The organism is Psychrobacter sp. JCM 18903 (genome assembly GCF_000586475.1).
Lineage (GTDB): Bacteria > Pseudomonadota > Gammaproteobacteria > Pseudomonadales > Moraxellaceae > Psychrobacter.
Genome location: NZ_BAWJ01000021.1, coordinates 14,576 through 33,646, shown reverse-complemented (window position 1 = coordinate 33,646; position 19,071 = coordinate 14,576). Strand labels below are relative to the sequence as shown.

At 38.4% G+C, this 19,071-nt stretch carries 10 protein-coding genes and 5 pseudogenes; 4 read left to right on the top strand and 11 right to left on the bottom strand.

The genetic code is table 11. The annotated features are described in order from the left end of the window. Positions 1-67: 67 nt before the first annotated feature. On the bottom strand, positions 68-367 hold the full coding sequence (locus TT12_RS12785; protein ID WP_227679013.1) for a ComEA family DNA-binding protein: 300 nt from the start codon (positions 365-367) through the stop codon (positions 68-70). Between the two features lie 71 nt (positions 368-438). After that, positions 439-1,320: a nucleoside triphosphate pyrophosphohydrolase gene (mazG, locus tag TT12_RS12780; RefSeq protein ID WP_045455430.1), complete on the bottom strand. Its 882-nt coding sequence runs from the start codon at positions 1,318-1,320 to the stop codon at positions 439-441. Positions 1,321-1,451: 131 nt separating this feature from the next. Between mazG and TT12_RS12775 the strand changes: the two are divergent. Beyond that, positions 1,452-2,937 (top strand): annotated as a pseudogene (locus TT12_RS12775) (phosphohexomutase domain-containing protein). A gap of 99 nt (positions 2,938-3,036) precedes the next feature. Here the strand turns inward: TT12_RS12775 and TT12_RS12770 are convergent. The 4 genes and pseudogenes from TT12_RS12770 to galE (TT12_RS12755) form a co-directional block, all read right to left on the bottom strand. Continuing rightward, positions 3,037-4,451: pseudogene (locus tag TT12_RS12770) on the bottom strand (UDP-glucose/GDP-mannose dehydrogenase family protein). A gap of 55 nt (positions 4,452-4,506) precedes the next feature. Continuing rightward, a pseudogene (gene pgi / locus TT12_RS12765) lies at positions 4,507-6,173 on the bottom strand (glucose-6-phosphate isomerase). A gap of 3 nt (positions 6,174-6,176) precedes the next feature. Beyond that, a complete protein-coding gene (locus TT12_RS12760) occupies positions 6,177-7,061 on the bottom strand; it encodes a UTP--glucose-1-phosphate uridylyltransferase (protein WP_045455428.1) in 885 nt (294 codons plus the stop codon). 53 nt (positions 7,062-7,114) lie between these two features. Beyond that, positions 7,115-8,146, bottom strand: coding sequence for a UDP-glucose 4-epimerase GalE (galE, locus tag TT12_RS12755; protein WP_045455426.1), 1,032 nt, complete (start codon positions 8,144-8,146; stop codon positions 7,115-7,117). A 160-nt stretch (positions 8,147-8,306) separates the two neighbouring features. On the opposite strand from galE (TT12_RS12755), the gene TT12_RS12750 reads away from it, so the two are divergent. The 3 genes and pseudogenes from TT12_RS12750 to TT12_RS15705 all read left to right on the top strand — a co-directional run bounded on the left by TT12_RS12750 (position 8,307) and on the right by TT12_RS15705 (position 11,692). Further along, the gene (locus tag TT12_RS12750; protein ID WP_201606017.1) at positions 8,307-9,290 is read left to right on the top strand and encodes a capsular polysaccharide export protein, LipB/KpsS family; all 984 of its coding nucleotides are present in this window, start codon (positions 8,307-8,309) and stop codon (positions 9,288-9,290) included. 48 nt (positions 9,291-9,338) lie between these two features. Next, positions 9,339-10,597 (top strand): annotated as a pseudogene (locus TT12_RS12745) (nucleotide sugar dehydrogenase). A 3-nt stretch (positions 10,598-10,600) separates the two neighbouring features. Continuing rightward, complete coding sequence (locus TT12_RS15705; protein WP_109590639.1) at positions 10,601-11,692, top strand: glycosyltransferase family 2 protein; 1,092 nt, start codon at positions 10,601-10,603, stop codon at positions 11,690-11,692. A gap of 891 nt (positions 11,693-12,583) precedes the next feature. On the opposite strand, the gene TT12_RS12730 is transcribed toward TT12_RS15705, so the two are convergent. From TT12_RS12730 to sucD, 5 genes and pseudogenes are all read right to left on the bottom strand, one after another. Next, positions 12,584-14,443 carry a glycosyltransferase gene (locus TT12_RS12730; protein ID WP_045455423.1) on the bottom strand — a complete coding sequence of 620 codons (1,860 nt, stop codon included), beginning with the start codon at positions 14,441-14,443 and terminating at the stop codon, positions 12,584-12,586. After that, a complete protein-coding gene (locus TT12_RS12725; protein ID WP_045455419.1) occupies positions 14,404-15,462 on the bottom strand; it encodes a glycosyltransferase family 2 protein in 1,059 nt (352 codons plus the stop codon). The genes TT12_RS12730 and TT12_RS12725 overlap by 40 nt, the downstream gene beginning before the upstream one ends. 18 nt (positions 15,463-15,480) lie before the next feature. Beyond that, positions 15,481-16,875, bottom strand: coding sequence for a DUF8374 domain-containing protein (locus TT12_RS12720; protein ID WP_060490207.1), 1,395 nt, complete (start codon positions 16,873-16,875; stop codon positions 15,481-15,483). A 55-nt stretch (positions 16,876-16,930) separates the two neighbouring features. Then, a pseudogene (galE, locus tag TT12_RS12715) lies at positions 16,931-17,955 on the bottom strand (UDP-glucose 4-epimerase GalE). A gap of 99 nt (positions 17,956-18,054) precedes the next feature. Then, positions 18,055-18,930, bottom strand: a complete 876-nt coding sequence (gene sucD / locus TT12_RS12710) for a succinate--CoA ligase subunit alpha (RefSeq protein ID WP_045455414.1) — start codon at positions 18,928-18,930, stop codon at positions 18,055-18,057. Positions 18,931-19,071: the final 141 nt, after the last annotated feature.

The window sequence follows — 19,071 nt, the reverse complement described above, 5'->3', positions numbered from 1 at the left end:
TGTGTTATGACTGATACTTACGTGCTATTTTGTCAATATTGGGGTTAATTAAAGCAAAATACTGCCCTTAATCTTGTACGCGTAAACGTCCTCGATTTTTCTCAACCGTTTTTGCACCAATACCTTTGACCTTTGCTAACTCATCCACTGTCTTAAAATCACCAAACATCTCACGATATAAAATAATCGCTTGGGCTTTGCTGCTGCCGATACCGTTTAATGAAACGAGCTCGCCTTCACTAGCACGATTGATATTTACAGTGGCTTGGTCACGTACCTGTATTTTGGCACTTTCTTGCGCCAATAGATATTCATAAGCCCTTTGAGGATTATCAAAACAAGGCGCAGCTTGAACACTGTTCAACATAAAAACCGCCAATATTAGACTGAAAACAGCCATATTGATCAAGCTAACAAACGAGGTCTTATGATAAGCGTTCATGACGATCGTTCATGTTGTTTCGCCGCTTCCCACAGTGCATCCATCTCTGTTATATCGCTGTCTTCTAAACACTTACCAGCCGCGGCTAACTGCGCTTCAATATAACCAAAACGTGATTTAAATTTATGCACACACGTTAAAGTGGCTGCTTCTGCATCAAGATTGAGTTTACGGGCGACATTGACGAGCGCAAACATACAATCACCCAGCTCTTTTTCAATATCGCTAATATTGGCTTTGCTTATGTCATATTCAGCAGCATCTTTTGATTTATCTATCAATTCAGCCTTTAACTCGGCAACCTCTTCATCTAGCTTATCAAAAGCACCGCTAACGCCCTCCCAGTCAAACCCTAACTTTGACGCCTGTTTTTGCACATCTTGCGCTTGCATGAGCGCACTGCCCGCTTTGGTATTGTCTAAACGACGTTTTGGTTTGCCTCGTGCCGCGCGCGCTTGCTGCTCCTCTGCTTTAATCTCATCCCAACGAGCTTTTACCGCCGTGTCATCTTCAAGGGTTTCAGCCTCAAACACATGTGGATGACGACGAATGAGCTTTTCTTGTAAAGTGGTGATAACATCGCTCATGCCAAAACGACCTTGCTCCGCATACATCTGACAATGAAACACCACTTGCAGTAGCACATCACCAAGCTCGCCTTTGATATCTTCATCGTCATCGCTTTGTACCGCTTCGCCTAACTCATAGGCTTCTTCGATGGCATAAGGAATAAGGCTGTGATTGGTTTGCTTTTTATCCCACGGACAGTCAACACGTAGCCGTGCCATCAAAGCCAATAAATCGTCTAATTCACCACTAGCAGTTGGCGTTCCTTGTGCTGGTATAGGCGCTACTATTTTATTGTCGAGAGTATTCATAAGGGAGGCTCTTATATTTTTGCTTATCGTTCAATTTAGCAGTTAGTGTATCATTGAACCTTGATTGGCTTATAATTGTGCTATCTATTTTATTATTTTACCACTGCACACGCGCAAGGAATTTTATCATTATGTCTACGTCTGCGACCATTCGTTATCAGCCAGAAACTGCATTTAATCCCATTCTTATTGATTCATTTAAAGCTTATGATATTCGCGGCGAGCTTGGGGTAAATCTAAACGAAGCCATTGCTTACCGTATTGGTCGTGCTTTTGCACAGATTTTATTTCAGCGTTATGGTACGGCGGTTGAGGCTCATGACAATGATATGGTAAATCTAAAACCTGCCATCGTTATTGGTAGTGACATTCGCCATTCAAGCGAGCAATTAAAACAAGCGACCATCGCTGGTATTGTAGATGCTGGTGTCAATGTGATTGACTTGGGCATGAGCGGCACAGAAGAGGTCTATTTTGCCACCAGTCATTATCAAGCATTGGGTGGTATTGAGGTCACAGCCAGCCATAATCCTATTAACTATAACGGCTTAAAATTGGTTAAGGAACATTCAAAGCCGATCAGTGCTGATGATGGTTTGGCAGAGATTCAAGCATTGGCAGAGTCTGGGAAATTTATCACTAAAAACCGATCAGGAACGTTGCAATTATTAACTGATAAAAGCGCTTATATCAATCATGTCATGACTTTTATTGATACCGATAAGCTCAAATCGCTTAAATTAGTGATTAACTCAGGCAATGGCAGTGCGGGACCCGTAGTTGACTTGTTGATTGAAAAGCTTGCACAAGCTGGTGCGCCAATTGAAGTGATTAAACTGCATCATACACCAAATGGTAGCTTCCCCAATGGCATCCCCAACCCTATGATTGAAGCCAATCGAGTGGCGACTCAGCAAGCTGTTTTGGAAAATAAAGCCGACCTTGGCATTGCCTTTGATGGCGACTTTGACCGCTGCTTTTTATTCGATGAACATGGTGAATTTATTGATGGCAGTTACATCGTCGGCATGCTTGCCCAAGCATTTTTGAATAAGTACCCAAATGAGTCAATCGTCTACGATCCACGGGTCATTTACAATACTGAAGCCGTGATTAAAGAACATAACGGTAAGGCTGTCATCAGTAAATCTGGACATTCATTTATTAAGCAAGTCATGCGTGACTCTGGCGCGGTTTATGGCGGCGAGATGTCTGCCCACCACTATTTCCGTGACTTTTTCTATTGCGATAGCGGCATGATTCCATGGCTGCTCACCATTGAGCTGTTGTCTGTCACTGGTAAGACTTTATCAGAATTGGTTACTGGCTATATTCAAGCTATCCAAGTTCAGGCGAGCTTAATTTTCGACTCACAACAAATGGTGCGCCAACTATTATTAGCGCTATTGAGGAAAAATTTAGCAGCGAAAATCCGACCAAATCAACTCTTGATGGCTTAAGTCTTAACTTCGGCGAGTGGCGCTTTAATCTGCGAGCCTCCAATACCGAACCACTTATCAGATTAAACATTGAAAGTCGTGGCAATGAAGAATTATTAGCTATTAAAATTCGAGAGATTCAACAGTGGCTTGCTAGCAAGGTGCTATACCAGCGTAAATGAATACGATTTAATATGGGTGATTTCGACTAAAAATCAAAAAAGCTCGCTGATAATTATCAACGAGCTTTTTTAGCAACTGAAAAACTTGAATAACGCTATTTAGACCGACCAATGCCCATATAGTCACCTACCAGATTATCGATCTGCAATCGTGTCAGTGCATTTTGCGCATCAAATACTGGCATCGCGTGTTGATTAAGCTTGGCAATATCTAGTTGATCTTGTGGCGACCAACTAATGATAAAAATCGCCTGTGCGGCACTTAGCTGCTGATAAGGATTATTAATCAATTGCAATAATGATTGCTGCTGATAAAGCACAGCGAGTTCGGCCTGCGCTTTGTCACTATAGACTATCGTACGAATATTATAAGACCATAATAACGCTAGCAATGGATGTATGGCTGAGCCTGCGGTACGTCCTGAGCCTGATTTATAACTACCGCCCCAAATCATCACCGTTTTATTATCAATAAAACCATCAAAATATTGCCAGAATTTGCGGAATATCAGCTCTTTTTGATCTTCGTTGATGTGCATGACTGACTGCAACAGCGGCATCTCTAAACTGTGCGTTTGGCTGGACTGCTGTAATTTAGCCAGCTCGGTCGGTAGTGTGTTACCACCAAAGCCCCAGCCTGCTTGCAGATAACTGCTGCCGACCCGCGCGTCTAGCCCCATGACACGACTGACTTGCTTGATATCTACCTGTTGACTGTCCGCCAAGCGTGACATCTCATTCATAAAACTCACTCGCGTCGCCAGCATCGCCATGATACTGCTACGGGCAAACTCTATCGTTGCGATATCAGCGTGATGAGCGGCACGCGCATGCTGCATTAACGGCTTCAATACTTCTAGATGCTGGCTACTATTGGCTGTTTTTTCACCAAGCAACCACAGTGAGGGATTTAACATTGAGCTATAAGCATCACCGTCTTGCAAGAATACAAACGGCACATAGTAGACCCACGCGCGCTGCAAATTTTGCGCCAGTGCTGAGACCACCCCTAGTTTCTCAATGCCACTTATAATCACGGGTAGCGATTGCTGATGACTATGGTTGAAGGCAGTAATCCAGCTGGCTTCTGCCCATACTGGTTGATACTGTCTAAAAATAACCAATAAAGCGCAACGGTGCTTTGGCTGTCAATCTTACTAATCTCATTGCTCTCATTGCTCTCATTGATGTGACGACTGTCACTAAAATTTGCCGTTTCATAATATTGTATTAGCGTGTCAGCGCTAGCCGGTAATGCTGTACTAATTATAACCTGCTGCTGCTCATACATCTGCCACAGTGCTTGCAAATGATGCTCAAAGCCATATTGTTGTATTTGCTGCGTCAATAGCTCAATATCTGCATAAAGATGCACGCGCTGACCTAGACTTGCCAGCACCACGGCGCTAGTAATGGCCTCAATGCTATGACCAATAAGCACACAAACTTGCTTGCTTGCAGTGCTTTGTGATTTAGATTCATGCGTATATTTAGGTGTATTGTCATTTATAGAAACAGCGCTCATGCGTTCACCTTTAATGATTATCGACTTAGTAGCAAAACGATCAAGACAACTGCTGAATATGTTTTAACAGCTGGTTAGTGGAGCTGTCAAACTGACTCTCACCTGCTTGCTGCATGGCTTGATGTACGGACTCCGCCATTTGCTTGCCCATCTCGACGCCCCATTGATCAAACGGGTTAATATCCCAAATGCTGGCCATAACATAGACTTTATGCTCATAAAGCGCAATCAGCGCTCCCAAACTATGCGGCGTCAGCTCATCGATTAGCAATGTCGTTGAAGCTGATTGCCACGGTAATATTTGTATTTATCAGCGGCAGAAGCTACTTGAACCTCAGACTCTTGAAGCGCGGCATTACCAAAAGCCAGCACTCGGCTCTGTGCTAGACAATTGGCCAAAGACAGCTCATGCTGCTGCTGTAATGGCGCATTTTGCGATTGACCACTATAGCGGCGCACACAAGCGATAAAGTCACAAGACACCTGCTGTGTGCCTTGATGTAGCAACTGATAAAAGGCATGCTGAGCATTAGAGCCAATCTCGCCCCACAGAATCGGACAGGTATCGTAGTCAATATGATCACCGTGCTGGGTGACCGATTTACCATTACTCTCCATCTCAAGCTGGGTTAAGTAGCTTGGTAAATAGCTGAGACGACCATCATAGGGCAATACGGTATGAGCATTTACCTGTAAAAAGGTACTGTTCCAAACAGCAAGCAAACCCAACAATACTGGTAAGTTTTCTGCAAAATCTGCTTTGGCAAAATGCTCATCCATACTATGAGCCCCAGCCAATAACGCTTTAAACCCATCTATACCGATACGAATAGCAATAGCAAGACCAATCGCCGACCATAAAGAAAAACGCCCACCAACCCATTCCCAAAGCTGTAGCTGATGCTCAGGATGAATACCCCACGCACTCATTTTTTCACTGTTAGCGGAGATACCAATAAAGTGGCGGCGTAGCACACTGTCTTCAGTACCTGCACGCAGCTTGGCAGTGGCAAGCAGCCATGATAATGCTGTTTTAGCATTAGATAACGTATCAACCGTACCAAATGACTTGGACGAGATGATAAACAAGGTCGTTTCAGGATTGAGGTGCTTGAGCAAATTATCAAGCTGAGTACCGTCCATATTAGAGACGAAATGTACTTCAATGTTGGTATCTGCCCACTCATCCAGTGCGGTCGTCGCCATAAGCGGGCCAAGATCAGAGCCACCAACGCCAATATTGACCACATCCGTGATGGCTTTACCAGAAAATCCGCGCCATGTACCACTACGGACACGTTCAGATAAACGTGCTACTTGCGACAGACTATCATGCACATCAGCGACGACATTTTGCCCATCAACGTCTAGTTTTGCAGACTCTGGCAATCGTAGTGCTGTATGCAAGGCAGCACGCTCCTCGCTGGTATTGACCATCGCCCCTTGCATCAGTGCATCAATCCTTGTGGACAATTCACAGCTTTCTGCTAGCTGCAACAGACTTGCTAGCACCTGTTCGTCAATACATTGCTTGCTATAGTCCATATATAGCGCGCCTGCTTGCATGCTAAAAAGCGTTGCACGACTGTCATCTTGTGCAAACAAGGCTGCCAGTGACCATGGCTGCTTCGCAAGCATTTGTAGTTGCTGCCAGTATGTAGAGTTCCGAGCACTTTTATAAGCGCTATTGCCCTTTATCTCAGCCATCAGCTATTCATCTTCTGCTAATTGCTGCTCGGCAAAATAGATAAATGCTTGCATATATGAGCGCATATCACCGGCATCATAGCTATCGCCGCGCATGGTCGTGACATTCACGCCGTATTCACTAATCAACGCATCAATCGCATCGGTCAGCTGAATTTCACCACCAACCGAGGCTTTGGTATTCGCCAGATAGTCAAAAATGTGATTGCTAAAGACATAACGACCAACGACTGCTAATTTTGAGGGTGCATTGGCTAAGTTGGGCTTTTCTATAAATCCTGCGACTTTGAAGCTGGCATTACTGTCTGCTTCACCATCTTCCCTGCTCACCTCACTAAACGCTTCATGCAGTTTGGCAATACCATATTTATGCACATCTTCATCAGCGACTTTATCGACCAATATCTGTGAATGGTTGTCTTCAGCAAAAGCATCAATCATAAAGGCTAAGTTATCAGCAGCCATATCGCCCGTAAAAGGATCAAGCACAACATCGGGCAATAATACGGCAAAATCATGCTCACCAATAATGGGGCGAGCCGCGAGTACCGCATGACCCAAACCTAATGCTTTACCTTGACGTATCATCGATACGGTCACATCGTCTGGCAGCCAGTTTAAGCTATCGGCTAGCTCATCTTTACCTTTGTGACGTAATTGATTATCTAGCTCAGCATTGATATCGAAATAATTTTCAATCGCGCTCTTTTGTGCATGACCAACCAAGACAATATGCTTAATACCAGCAGCAATCGCCTCTTCAACCACATAGTGAATAGCGGGACGGTTACCAAGTGGCAATAGCTCTTTTGGCACAGCTTTAGACAATGGCAACATACGAGTACCAAAGCCTGCAACAGGGATAACGGCGTGGGTGATTTTTTTCATAATTTTTAAACTGTATTAAAAGAGAATAAGATAAAGGTTATATTTTATAAAAACTAAGCTAGATTATAGCCATTCGGATTCATACTTTGCCAACGCCAGCTATCTTGGCACATCTCAGTAATTGATAATTTTGCTTGCCACTCTAACAGGTTTTTCGCTTTATCAGCACTGGCATAGCAGCTTGCTATGTCACCTGCGCGGCGTTCTGCAAATTGATAAGGAATTGGTTGTCCAGAAACGTTAGAAAATGCCGTTACTAACTCTAATACAGAAGTCCCTTTACCAGTACCTAAATTAATCGGTAAAAATCCTACTGGTGCTACTTGTCGCTCTAAATAATTTAACGCAGCGACATGACCTTGCGCCAAATCAGTAACATGGATAAAATCACGCACGCCAGTACCATCAATAGTTGGATAGTCATTACCAAAAACATTAAGTTTGGCAAGCTTACCAACAGCGACTTGCGAGATATAAGGCATCAAATTATTTGGGATATCATTAGGGTCTTCGCCAATCTGCCCTGACAGATGTGCCCCTACTGGATTAAAGTATCTCAAAGGAATCAGATTCCAACTGTCATCTGATACGGCAAGGTCTTCTAATATGTGCTCGACGGCAAGTTTGCTTTGACCATAGGGATTGGTACAAGAACGCGGTGAATTCTCGTCAATAGGCAGCGATTCGGGGTCACCATAAACTGTTGCTGATGATGAGAAAACAAGATTTTTGACATCATACTCAGCCATCACTTCTAGCAAGGTAATGGTACCACTGACGTTGTTATTGTAGTATAGCAATGGCTTGGCAACAGATTCGCCAACTGCTTTTAGTCCAGCGAAGTGAATCACGCCGAAGAAATGATGAGATAAAAATACTTGTCTAAGTGACTCAGCATCGCGAATATCGCCTTCGATAAACTCAATAGGCTGACCAATGAGAGCTGAGACACGATTGATGGCTTCACGACTACTATTAGATAAGTTGTCGTAAACTACAATCTCATAACCAGCTTCATGCAGTGCGATACAGGTGTGTGTGCCAATATAGCCCGCACCACCCGTGACTAGTATCTTGTTTTTCATAATATCGATCCATTATTTTTCGAAGTTATTATTTTTCGAAGTAGGTATTCGTTTTTACTCGTAAATGCAACTATACTGGGAACGATAAAACATTGCCAACGTAAATACCCAATCATGCCTATCTGCCCTCTCGCTATCAAACTAAGCAAGCCAACATATTATGAAATTTAACGCTTACATCCGACCGCTATTATCAGGTTATTATAAACATAATCGTCAGCCAAAACAGCGTTTGGCGTTAGTCGTTGGTATGCTGCCATGGCAAGACTTGGTTGATGACTGGGTATTGGAGTCATCACATGTTCAAATACAACGACATTTTGATATGCGCTACTTTGACATATGGTTAAAGCCATTTATCAAGCGTGTAAACCCTATTATCTATATTTGGGGTTATAAAGCGCCTGAGTATTTTATTGATTACATCCGCAAGCAAGGTCTAGACATTTTCTTTTTAGAAGATGGTTTTATTCGTTCAGGCCCTGACGATGAATCAGGCGCTCCACCGCTGTCTATTGTAATGGATAGCCAAGCGCCCTACTTTGATACCACTCGCCCAAATGACTTAACTGACCTCATAGCAAACTTTGATTTTGAGCAGGATGGTTATGATGAGGCGTTGGCACAGGAGATGCTGGATTATTACGTTTCTCATCGGGTGAGTAAATACAACCATCAGCCTTATGTCAATGTCATACCACTATATGGCGTTAAGAGTAAAAAACGTATATTAGTATTAGGTCAAGTGCCGCATGATGATTCATTAAAATATGGTGGCGGTATTGGTATTACGTTGCTTGATGTGGTCAATCAAGCAATTGAAGAAAATCCTGACGCACAAATCATTGTGAAACCACATCCAATGACACTCGATGATTTATCTATCGTCCATATACTCACTGAGCTAGATTGTCTTATTCTAACCCAGTCTATTCATTTGGTTGATGCTTTAAAGACTATCGATCACGTATATACCATTACATCATTAGGTGGGTTTGAAGCTTTGCTAAGAGGCAAAAAAGTCACCGTATTAGGGCGACCTTTTTATAAAGGTCTATGCAATGATGATGTAAAATCAAACACACCATTACTTTCTCAGCTATTTTATATCTGCTATTATGCCTACAATCTTAATTATCACTAAAGTAGCCAAACACTCTTATCTAATTAATTCATACCAAAAGGTCATTCGATGAATTCCAAAAAAATCGCCATTATAGGGTTAGGTTACGTAGGTCTACCACTAGCTTGTGCGTTTGCAAAAAAATATGACGTTATAGGCTTTGATATAAATGAAACACGTATTAACGAGTTATCTAATAATATTGATAAAACTAGAGAAGTGACCAGCGAATACCTCAAAAACACTTCTCGTCTTACTTTTACTTCTGACTCTAATGACCTAACCGCAGCGAACGTATTTATCATTACCGTACCAACACCAATTGATGATAATAACTTACCAGATTTATCCCCATTGGTTAAAGCTTCGCAGATGCTAAGTAAAATTATTAAGCGAGATGATATCGTTATCTATGAATCAACAGTATATCCAGGTGCTACAGAAGAAGTTTGTATTCCTGAGCTAGAAAAATCCAACTTAAAGTTAAATATAGATTTTGGTGTTGGTTATTCTCCAGAACGTATTAATCCAGGCGACAAACTGCGCACAGTAGAGAACATATTAAAAGTCACTTCAGGTTCAAACCCTTACTACACAGACATAGTGGATGAATTATATAGCTCAGTAATTACTGCTGGCACATTCAAGGCTTCCTCTATAAAAGTCGCAGAAGCATCTAAAGTTATTGAAAACACTCAGCGTGATGTCAATATTGCTTTGATAAACGAATTGGCCCTTATTTTCAACGAAGTTGGTATCGACACTCATGAAGTCATAGAAGCTGCTGCTACTAAATGGAACTTTATCAAGCTTATGCCTGGTTTAGTAGGTGGGCATTGTATTGGCGTAGATCCTTATTACTTGGCACACAAAGCATCATCTTTAGGATTAAATCCCAATTTAATTTTGACTTCTCGCGCAATCAACAACTCTATGAGTAAATTCGTTGCCGAACAAACCATCAAAAAGCTTATCTCATATGGGAAAAATATCAAAGATGCCCGTATTTTACTTTTAGGTGTTACCTTTAAAGAAAACTGTCCAGATGTCAGAAATACCAAAGTAACAGATATTGGTATTGAACTTGAGAAATATGGGGTAAGAATGACTTATTCCGATCCTTGGGTTACTGAAGAAGACTGGAGTAGCTAGATGTTGATTATGTCGATTATAACGACATTCGAGAAAATAGTTTTGACGCTGTTATTGTAGCCGTTAATCATGCAGAGTTCATTGGTGAAGACGACAAGATAAATAGTTTTTGTACCAAACCAAAAGTAATCATCGATGTTAAAGGTGCATTAGTGAACCCAGATTGGCGTTTATAGTCTATGAGTACACTTCTAAAAGAGTTTGATCACCATGTTCAGGCTCAGCAATACGCCAGCGCGGACGCTCTAGTTGAGAGCCTTCTACAGACTGACTGTATTGCTAGCTTGGAAAGAAAAGATGCACTTCAATTTCTATATAGAATAGGTTATGTCTATCCTGAATTAACTCTAGAATTAAGTAAGCAAAGAGATGATATCCCTAGACCATTTAAAGATACTTTAAGAATAGCTTTAGGAGATATTCCTCCTCTACGCTTTTATAACCAAGCTGATACACTAGTCGCCATAAAAATTTCTCTCATGCGACATAAACCGTTATGGGCAAAAATACTCATTTATAGGTTTTACCATCAGTACGGGCTACAACCTATCGATCTAGTTAAAAACAATAAGATTACCATCGGTAATAATCGTAAAAAAGTTAAGAAAATTCATAATGCTCAGAAAGTCAGCATTATAGTCACTACCTATAATTCTGCAGCTTTTATCGAAAACTGTATAGACTCTTTATTGAATCAGTCAATTAAAAATATTGAAATTATTGTAGTAGATGACGCTAGCACTGATGATACTGTAGATATCCTCAAGAAGTATTCAACGATAAAAGTTATTAAACTTTCAGAAAACAATGGCACATACCATGCTAGAAATATTGGCATAGAGCAATCAACCGGATATTTTGTAACATTCCAAGATTCAGATGATTGGTCACATCCTGAGCGTTTAGAGTTACAACTTAAAGAGCTCTTAAATACATCTACTGCTATTGCTAGTTTCTCACACTTTTTTAGAGTTGATCAATCATCTGGCTTACCAACTTGTAGACAAAACTATCCATTATTGCGTCTTAACCTTTCCTCAATGATGATATCACGCTCTATTCTAAACAAACTAGGGAAATTTGATTCGTCAAAAAGGATTGAATCAGATAAGAAGTTATTCGAGCTCATAAAGTCTAGCTATAACGATGGTTCTATTGTATATATCAGAAAACCTCTTGCTATTGGGCTATACAGACATGATTCTTTAACTACAGCTCAATGCTCTGGATTTGATAAATATGGCTACTCGAAGATGAGATACCTCACATAGTTAATTCAAAACAGTAAAAAGTACAAGACTTCTCACTAATACAGGATATAATTCTTATCTATAGATAAATGATTTGATTACATTTAGCATTAGGCCTCTTGCAAACGTAGATTCAGATCTCAGAGTATATAACTGAACCCTAAATACTTAAAAGATATACTAAACTACTTGAACAGAATGATGTAGGTTTTAAACGTTATACCAGCATTTATAAAGCCAATTTTGAGCAAATGCTAGAAGCCATGCAAGAGCATGAAGCTTCCAAGACCAAATCAGGTCGTTTAAGTGCTCTTAGCTTAGAAGCGCAGATTTTACTAGCAATGACCTATTGGTATGCACTTTAACGTTCATGATTCCTCCGCCAGTCGTATTGTCAGAAAAGCAGAAGACACCCTTGTTAACTCAGGCAGATTTGACTTGCCATGAGAACTGCCACACAGTAAGCCTGAGGATATCAATTGGTCAGCGGTCATCATCGATGCCACTGAAGCACCCATTGAACGTCCAAAAAAAACCAAAGTAAGCACTACAGCAGAAAAAAGAAACAATATACCTTAAAAGCTCAGATAATCATACAGTGGCAAATAGGTCTGATTAAGTTGTTTAAGATCGTCGCTCAGCGCTATCGCAATCGACGTCAACGTTATGAGTTAAGAATGAAACTGTTCGTAGGATTAGTAAATTTCAAGCTTAATCTATGACTTTTGCAAGAGGTTTAATATAGACTCTAAAAATTTTATGACTGTTTTTCTTCAGATTAATGATATATCTTATATTTTGTTTATAACTATATCACCTCATGATAAATAGTTATCTAATGCATAATAAAAAAACAATAAGATCTAGCAACACACTATGAAGAAGTATAGTGTACTGCTAGATCTTCTCACATTAATTTTTGTAACCTAATCCTAAAATACTCTTGTTAAGCTGCCTAGCCAGATTAGCAGAACTAAATTTATTTTTTGCCAATTTTATATTCTCATTTCTAAAATTAGAAATACATTCTCTATTAAGACTTAGAATATGCTGTGCATATAAATTGATTTCTGTTTCAGAATATTCTAAATTTTTCATATCCTTTCTTTGTTTTATGGGAATCAATTTTGAATTAAATTCCTTTAAAGTAATATTGATAGCGGGGAACTGAGGATAAATGCAATAAATTCCTTTTCCTAATTGCTCCAACATAGTGATGGGCAAGCCTTCTGATGGTGATAAGTTCACTGCTACATCTATGACATTGTAAAAATCTTCTAACTCTTTGCCTAATAACTCTCCAAGATAAATAATCTTTTTATTATCTTGAAGAGTTAATAACTTCTGTTCAAATAATTTAAAATAGTTAGAGTCTTCCACCCTATCTGACTTACCACCTACTATTATAAAATATATATCTTTTCTCTGTTTAGTAACAGTTTCTGCAAGATCAACTATATTAAGCAAGTTTTTATCTTTAGCTACTCTCCCAATGTATGATACAACTAATGCATCTTTTGGAATTTTTAATTTTCTTCTAAGTTCTAAATTTATATTTTCATAGTATTCAAACGAAAAATCATGATTCAAGGTGTTATTTACAATATTAACTTTATCAGTTGAAACACCTGCATTGACCAAGTCTTCTTTGATATAATTATGAATAGCAATGTAACGATGAGTGAAAAAACGGAATTCTTTTTGATATTTTATAATCCATTCTACATCCGAATGCATAATTGTAAGATAATAAAAGTGTTTATTATAAGACATCTTTTCAAAGAGCTTATCATTATAAGCATTACAATTATAAATATAATTGCCATCTTCTACTTCATTTGCAAAATTATTAAATTCGTCTTTTTCTTCAAAGAAATTGGGTACATAATGCGTTTCAAAGTTGTTACTTAAATATTTATCCAAATAGTAGCCACTACCTACAGACCAAATAACAATATCAAAACCTATTGTTCTTAAAGCATAAGCATGATTAAAATGAACATATTCAGCTCCTCCTATATGATTATTATGTATAATCATATGTAATTTAGGCTTTAATTCACTTTTCTTATATTCAAATATAGAACTTCTAGGAATATATGATAGATTAGATCTATCCTTCAAAATAAAGTCTTTAAAGCTTTCTTTTGAATCCTCACTTAAGTCGACTTTAAACTCGTTAACTATTCGCTCACTATCTAACGCTGGTTTATAGTCATCAAACTGAAGAGTAATAAAGCTAGGTGAGTTCTTAATATCATACAAGGTGTTTATGTTATTGAAACCCGCTCTACATGCCCTAACTGCAAAATCAATATGCCCATATCCCTTAAAACCAAAACTCTTAGTATCAAACCAACCTATCTTATTGACTACATCCATGTTGAACGCTAGGAAAGCACCTTGTGAATAATAAGCACTAGAATAAGATATACACTTATCTGTAGTGCTTTTCACCTTGGCGTCTCTCCATTTAGTTTGGTAATTACATAAAAATCCAAACTCATTCATTCCATCTATATATGCGTTATCCCAGCCTTTTTTAACAAAGATGACATCATCATCACATTTAAAAACATAATCTGGTTTTATTTTATTTATTCGATCTAATATAGCATTAGTACCTTCATGTACTCCTTTCCTATTATTATAAATAATATGAATCTCAGTACCAACAATATTAATATTTTTAAGATACTCAATAGTCCCATCTGTAGAGCCATCATCATTTATTATGAGATGCCATTTATAGTATGGATTTCTAGTTGACAACCAAGTTTTATAAAAACCTCAAGATAGTCTAGCCTATTATAAGTAGTAACAGCCAAAACAACTTCAAATTTATTTTTTTCACTAGAGTAGTACTTTGTTTTAAAATCGTCTTCTGGATGCCATTGATGATATAAGCCAGCAGCTTGAGCCCTAATAAAGCTATCTCCAAGCTGATCTTTCATATGATTATCTTCTGAACCCCACGATCTTTTCTCCCACCAGCTAATTTTCTCTGAAATCACTTTAGGTATAACAAGATTGCCCCACCCTTCATCTCTTATCCAACCTTCTTTATTATAAGGAGTGTAGTATGAATAACAAATAGGGAAGAATGGTTTTTGCTTGTCATAAGCATACTGCAAACTCTGAATCAAAAATTCTTTAGAAATAAGCATATCAGCGTCTGTAAAAAATAATATATCTCCAGTCGCCTTCTCTGCTGCTATATTTAAACCTCTACCTCTACTAAAAGGTTCATCACTCTTAATTACTTTTGCTTCAATTCCTTCTCTAACCCCTACAATTTCGTTTATCCAATCTTCCGGAGGATGATCATCTGAATTAAAATCAACAATAATTATTTCCAAGCATATACCATTAATTTTCGAATCGACGATACTTTTAACAAAGTTCTTTAAAAGATCTAACTGGAAGTTCATAGGATTTTTTTTATAGGAAGTAACAAAAGTTTTATTTTTAGTAACCCCATCCCAACTTACATTAACACAAGATCTGTTTTTTACTGAAATACAAAAGGTAAATTTAACATTATTCCATTTTTTTAATATAATTTCATCTAATTTTACCTGTAAATCTAAAACCTCATCTAAATCTGACTTTATTAAAGAATCAGACGCAATTTTTCCTAGATAATTTGGAAGACTATTAAAACAAAGTAAGTAACTAATATAATAATCTTTGAAATCAGGATTACTTTCAATTAAGCTCTCTAATAAGCTCATGACTTCAATTTTTTTATTACTTCTTATTAAACTATTTACTTCTTTTAAATTACTCATAAAACATCCCTAATAAAATTATTTTTTCTTAAAATTTTTCACTTCTTTAATCATTTTAAAAGGAAGTATTATGAAATTTATTGGTGAATCAAAGCTTTCAACAAAAACCTTACCTATTTTATAAGATAGATGTCTCTTAACTTTCTCTGCCTCAACTGAATCAGCATACATTTCTATACTTGAAGGTATACTTTTATTAGACTTGAAGTTCTTATGCTCATGTAATAAAGAAGCTGGCAGCTTTACAATACCTTTAACCGATTTAGAGTGTGTTATTATTGTAGAACCAAGTATATATGGTAATTCTTTTTTAAGAGCTTCTGCAGCACCCTTCGGATAAATTTTGTTACTATTACTTACTATACTTTCCTTAGTATTACCTAAATTTAAATAATACTCCTCAATTTTCTCTTGCGCTAATTGTAACTGCTCCATTAATAACTGGTTAGTTACTTCAAGCTCATTAGTACATTTATTGGTATCAATTTTTTTCTCGGATGTACGCCTATCTAAAATATTCTTAATCTCAATATATTTTTTTTCTATTTCTTTCTTATCTTTATTTACTTCATCTAATGTTTCTTTTAAAAAACTATTATCAACCTGTTGTTCATGATATTTTTCAGCTAAATCAGATTCCTGCAAATGGTTTAGTAAACTAACTAAACTATTTATATTGGTTTTTTTAAGCTTATAAATTGAATTACTATCCTTAATGGCTGCTTTATCTAATAAAGCATTAAATAGTCTAATTACCTCTGGATATTGACTCAATACCTCCTCAAAAACATGATCTTTTACTATATTAGACTGATGATCTAGACTGTGCTTACTGTTATCCTCAATCTGATTTGATACTTGCCAGCTACTCTTAAGTTGCAAGGTATTAGCAATCGTTTTCAGTTTTTCGCTTAGTTTACTGATGCTATCGATAGCACACTTTCCTTCTATCAATAACGCTTTATTTTGATTATTTTCTAGGAAATCTAACATATTCTGATGATAACTCACCCAATCACTCATAATTTGATTAAGTAAGTCTACTGTCATTGCTTGACTTGAAATTTGATTTAGTAGATTACTTGGATGGTCAAATACAAGAATAAATATTACATCAGATGCTGTTTCTTGCCAATACTCTAACGCCATTAGATTTTTTTCAGACTCCCAACCCCAATTTTCGAAATCTAAATTAGACAGTAAAAAGTCAGTCATGACATTATCAATCAATTTATTATTCGTAACAGCTGTACTATTTCGTGATATTACTTTAAAAATAGTATCTGCAATCTGCTGGGAAGTTAATTGATGAGTATAGCTATGTAGAGGCTCACTCAACCCTCTATTATATAGTTTTTGCATTAATAGCTTGGAGTTAGAAGAACGGTGTCCAGTTTGAATGATAATACTCATATGATTGTCTCTTTTAAATAATAAAATGGTAGATTAATAGATAGAATAAAGATATTTACTTATAACCATTCGGATTCATACTTTGCCAACGCCAGCTATCTTGGCACATCTCAGTAATTGATAATTTTGCTTGCCACTCTAACAGGTTTTTCGCTTTATCAGCACTGGCATAGCAGCTTGCTATGTCACCTGCGCGGCGTTCTGCAAATTGATAAGGAATTGATTGTCCAGAAACGTTAGAAAATGCTGTTACTAACTCTAAGACAGAAGTACCTTTACCAGTGCCTAAATTAATGGGTAAAAATCCTACTGGTACCACTTGTCGCTCTAAATAATTTAACGCAGCGACATGACCTGCTGCTAAGTCAGTGACATGGATAAAGTCACGTACACCTGTCCCATCTATTGTAGGATAGTCATTACCAAAAATATTAAGTGTTTCAAGCTTACCAACAGCGACTTGTGAGATATAAGGCATCAAATTATTTGGGATATCATTAGGGTCTTCGCCAATCTGCCTGATGGATGCGCCCCTACTGGATTAAAGTATCTAAGAGGTATCAGGTTCCAACTGTAATCCGATACAGCAAGGTCTTCTAAGATATGCTCGACCGTCAGTTTACTTTGTCCATAAGGATTGGTACAAGAACGCGGTGAATTCTCGTCAATAGGCAGCGATTCGGGATCACCATAGACAGTGGCAGATGAAGAAAAAACGAGGTTTTTGACATTAAATTTAGCCATAATCTCTAATAAAGTAATGGTGCCACTGACGTTGTTATTGTAGTATAGCAGTGGCTTGGCAACAGATTCACCAACGGCCTTTAATCCTGCAAAATGAATGACACCGAAGAACTGATGAGATAAAAATACTTGTCTAAGTGATTCAGCATCGCGAATATCGCCTTCGATAAACTCAATAGGCTGACCAATGAGAGCCGAGACACGATTGATGGCTTCACGACTACTATTAGATAGATTGTCGTAAACTACAATCTCATAGCCAGCTTCATGCAGTGCGATACAGGTGTGTGTGCCAATATAGCCCGCACCGCCCGTAACTAGTATTTTGTTTTTCATAAATTTATTTTCGAGACAAAAAAAGACACCCCATTGTAGGGGTGTCTTTGTTTCTTTGCAATGCAGTTTTGGTAGTTAAACTGTAGACTTATGCCTATCTTACCAACCAGTAACTTCTTTTAACTTCTCACCAAGCTTAGATGGGTCACGCGTATACGCGATACCAGCATCTTCAAACGCTTTGAATTTCTCTTCAGCAGTACCTTGACCGCCAGAGATGATAGCGCCGGCATGACCCATACGCTTGCCTTCTGGAGCGGTAACACCAGCAATATAACCAACGACTGGCTTAGTCACATGGTCTTTAATATAAGCGGCTGCTTCTTCTTCAGCAGTACCACCAATCTCACCGATTAAGATGATCGCTTCAGTTTGTGGATCTTCTTGGAACAGTTTCAATGCGTCAATTTGGTTCATACCAGGGATAGGATCACCACCGATACCGATACAAGTTGACTGACCAAAACCAAGCTTAGTGGTCTGAGCAACGGCTTCATAAGTCAATGTACCAGAGCGTGAGATGATACCCACTTTACCTGGCAGATGGATATGACCTGGCATGATACCAATTTTGCACTGACCTGGCGTGATAACACCTGGGCAGTTAGGACCAACCATGCGTACGCCTTCAGCTTCTTCGATATAACGTTTTGCTTTTAGCATGTCTAAAGTAGGCACGCCTTCAGTAATAACGATAATCAATTTAACACCAGCATCTACCGCTTCAACGATAGAATCTAGTACGAATGGTGCTGGGACATAGATAACAGAAGCGTCAGCTTGGGTGGCTTCCATAGCTTCTGCCATCGTGTTGAATACTGGTAGGCCTAAATGCGTTTGACCGCCTTTACCTGGCGTTACGCCACCGACGACTTTAGTACCGTACTCAATCGCTTGTTCAGAGTGAAACGTACCATTTTTACCAGTAAAACCTTGTACCAATACTTTGGTATCTTTATCGATTAATACACTCATTATTTATTCCTTGTATTCGGTTGTCTTGCAATAGCCACTTGATGATGTGTTATCCATTAAATGTTAATGATAAATTTATACCAACAAGCTGCTATTACGCGTTGACTACTATGCTTAAGCACGTATATTTAGAGGATTATG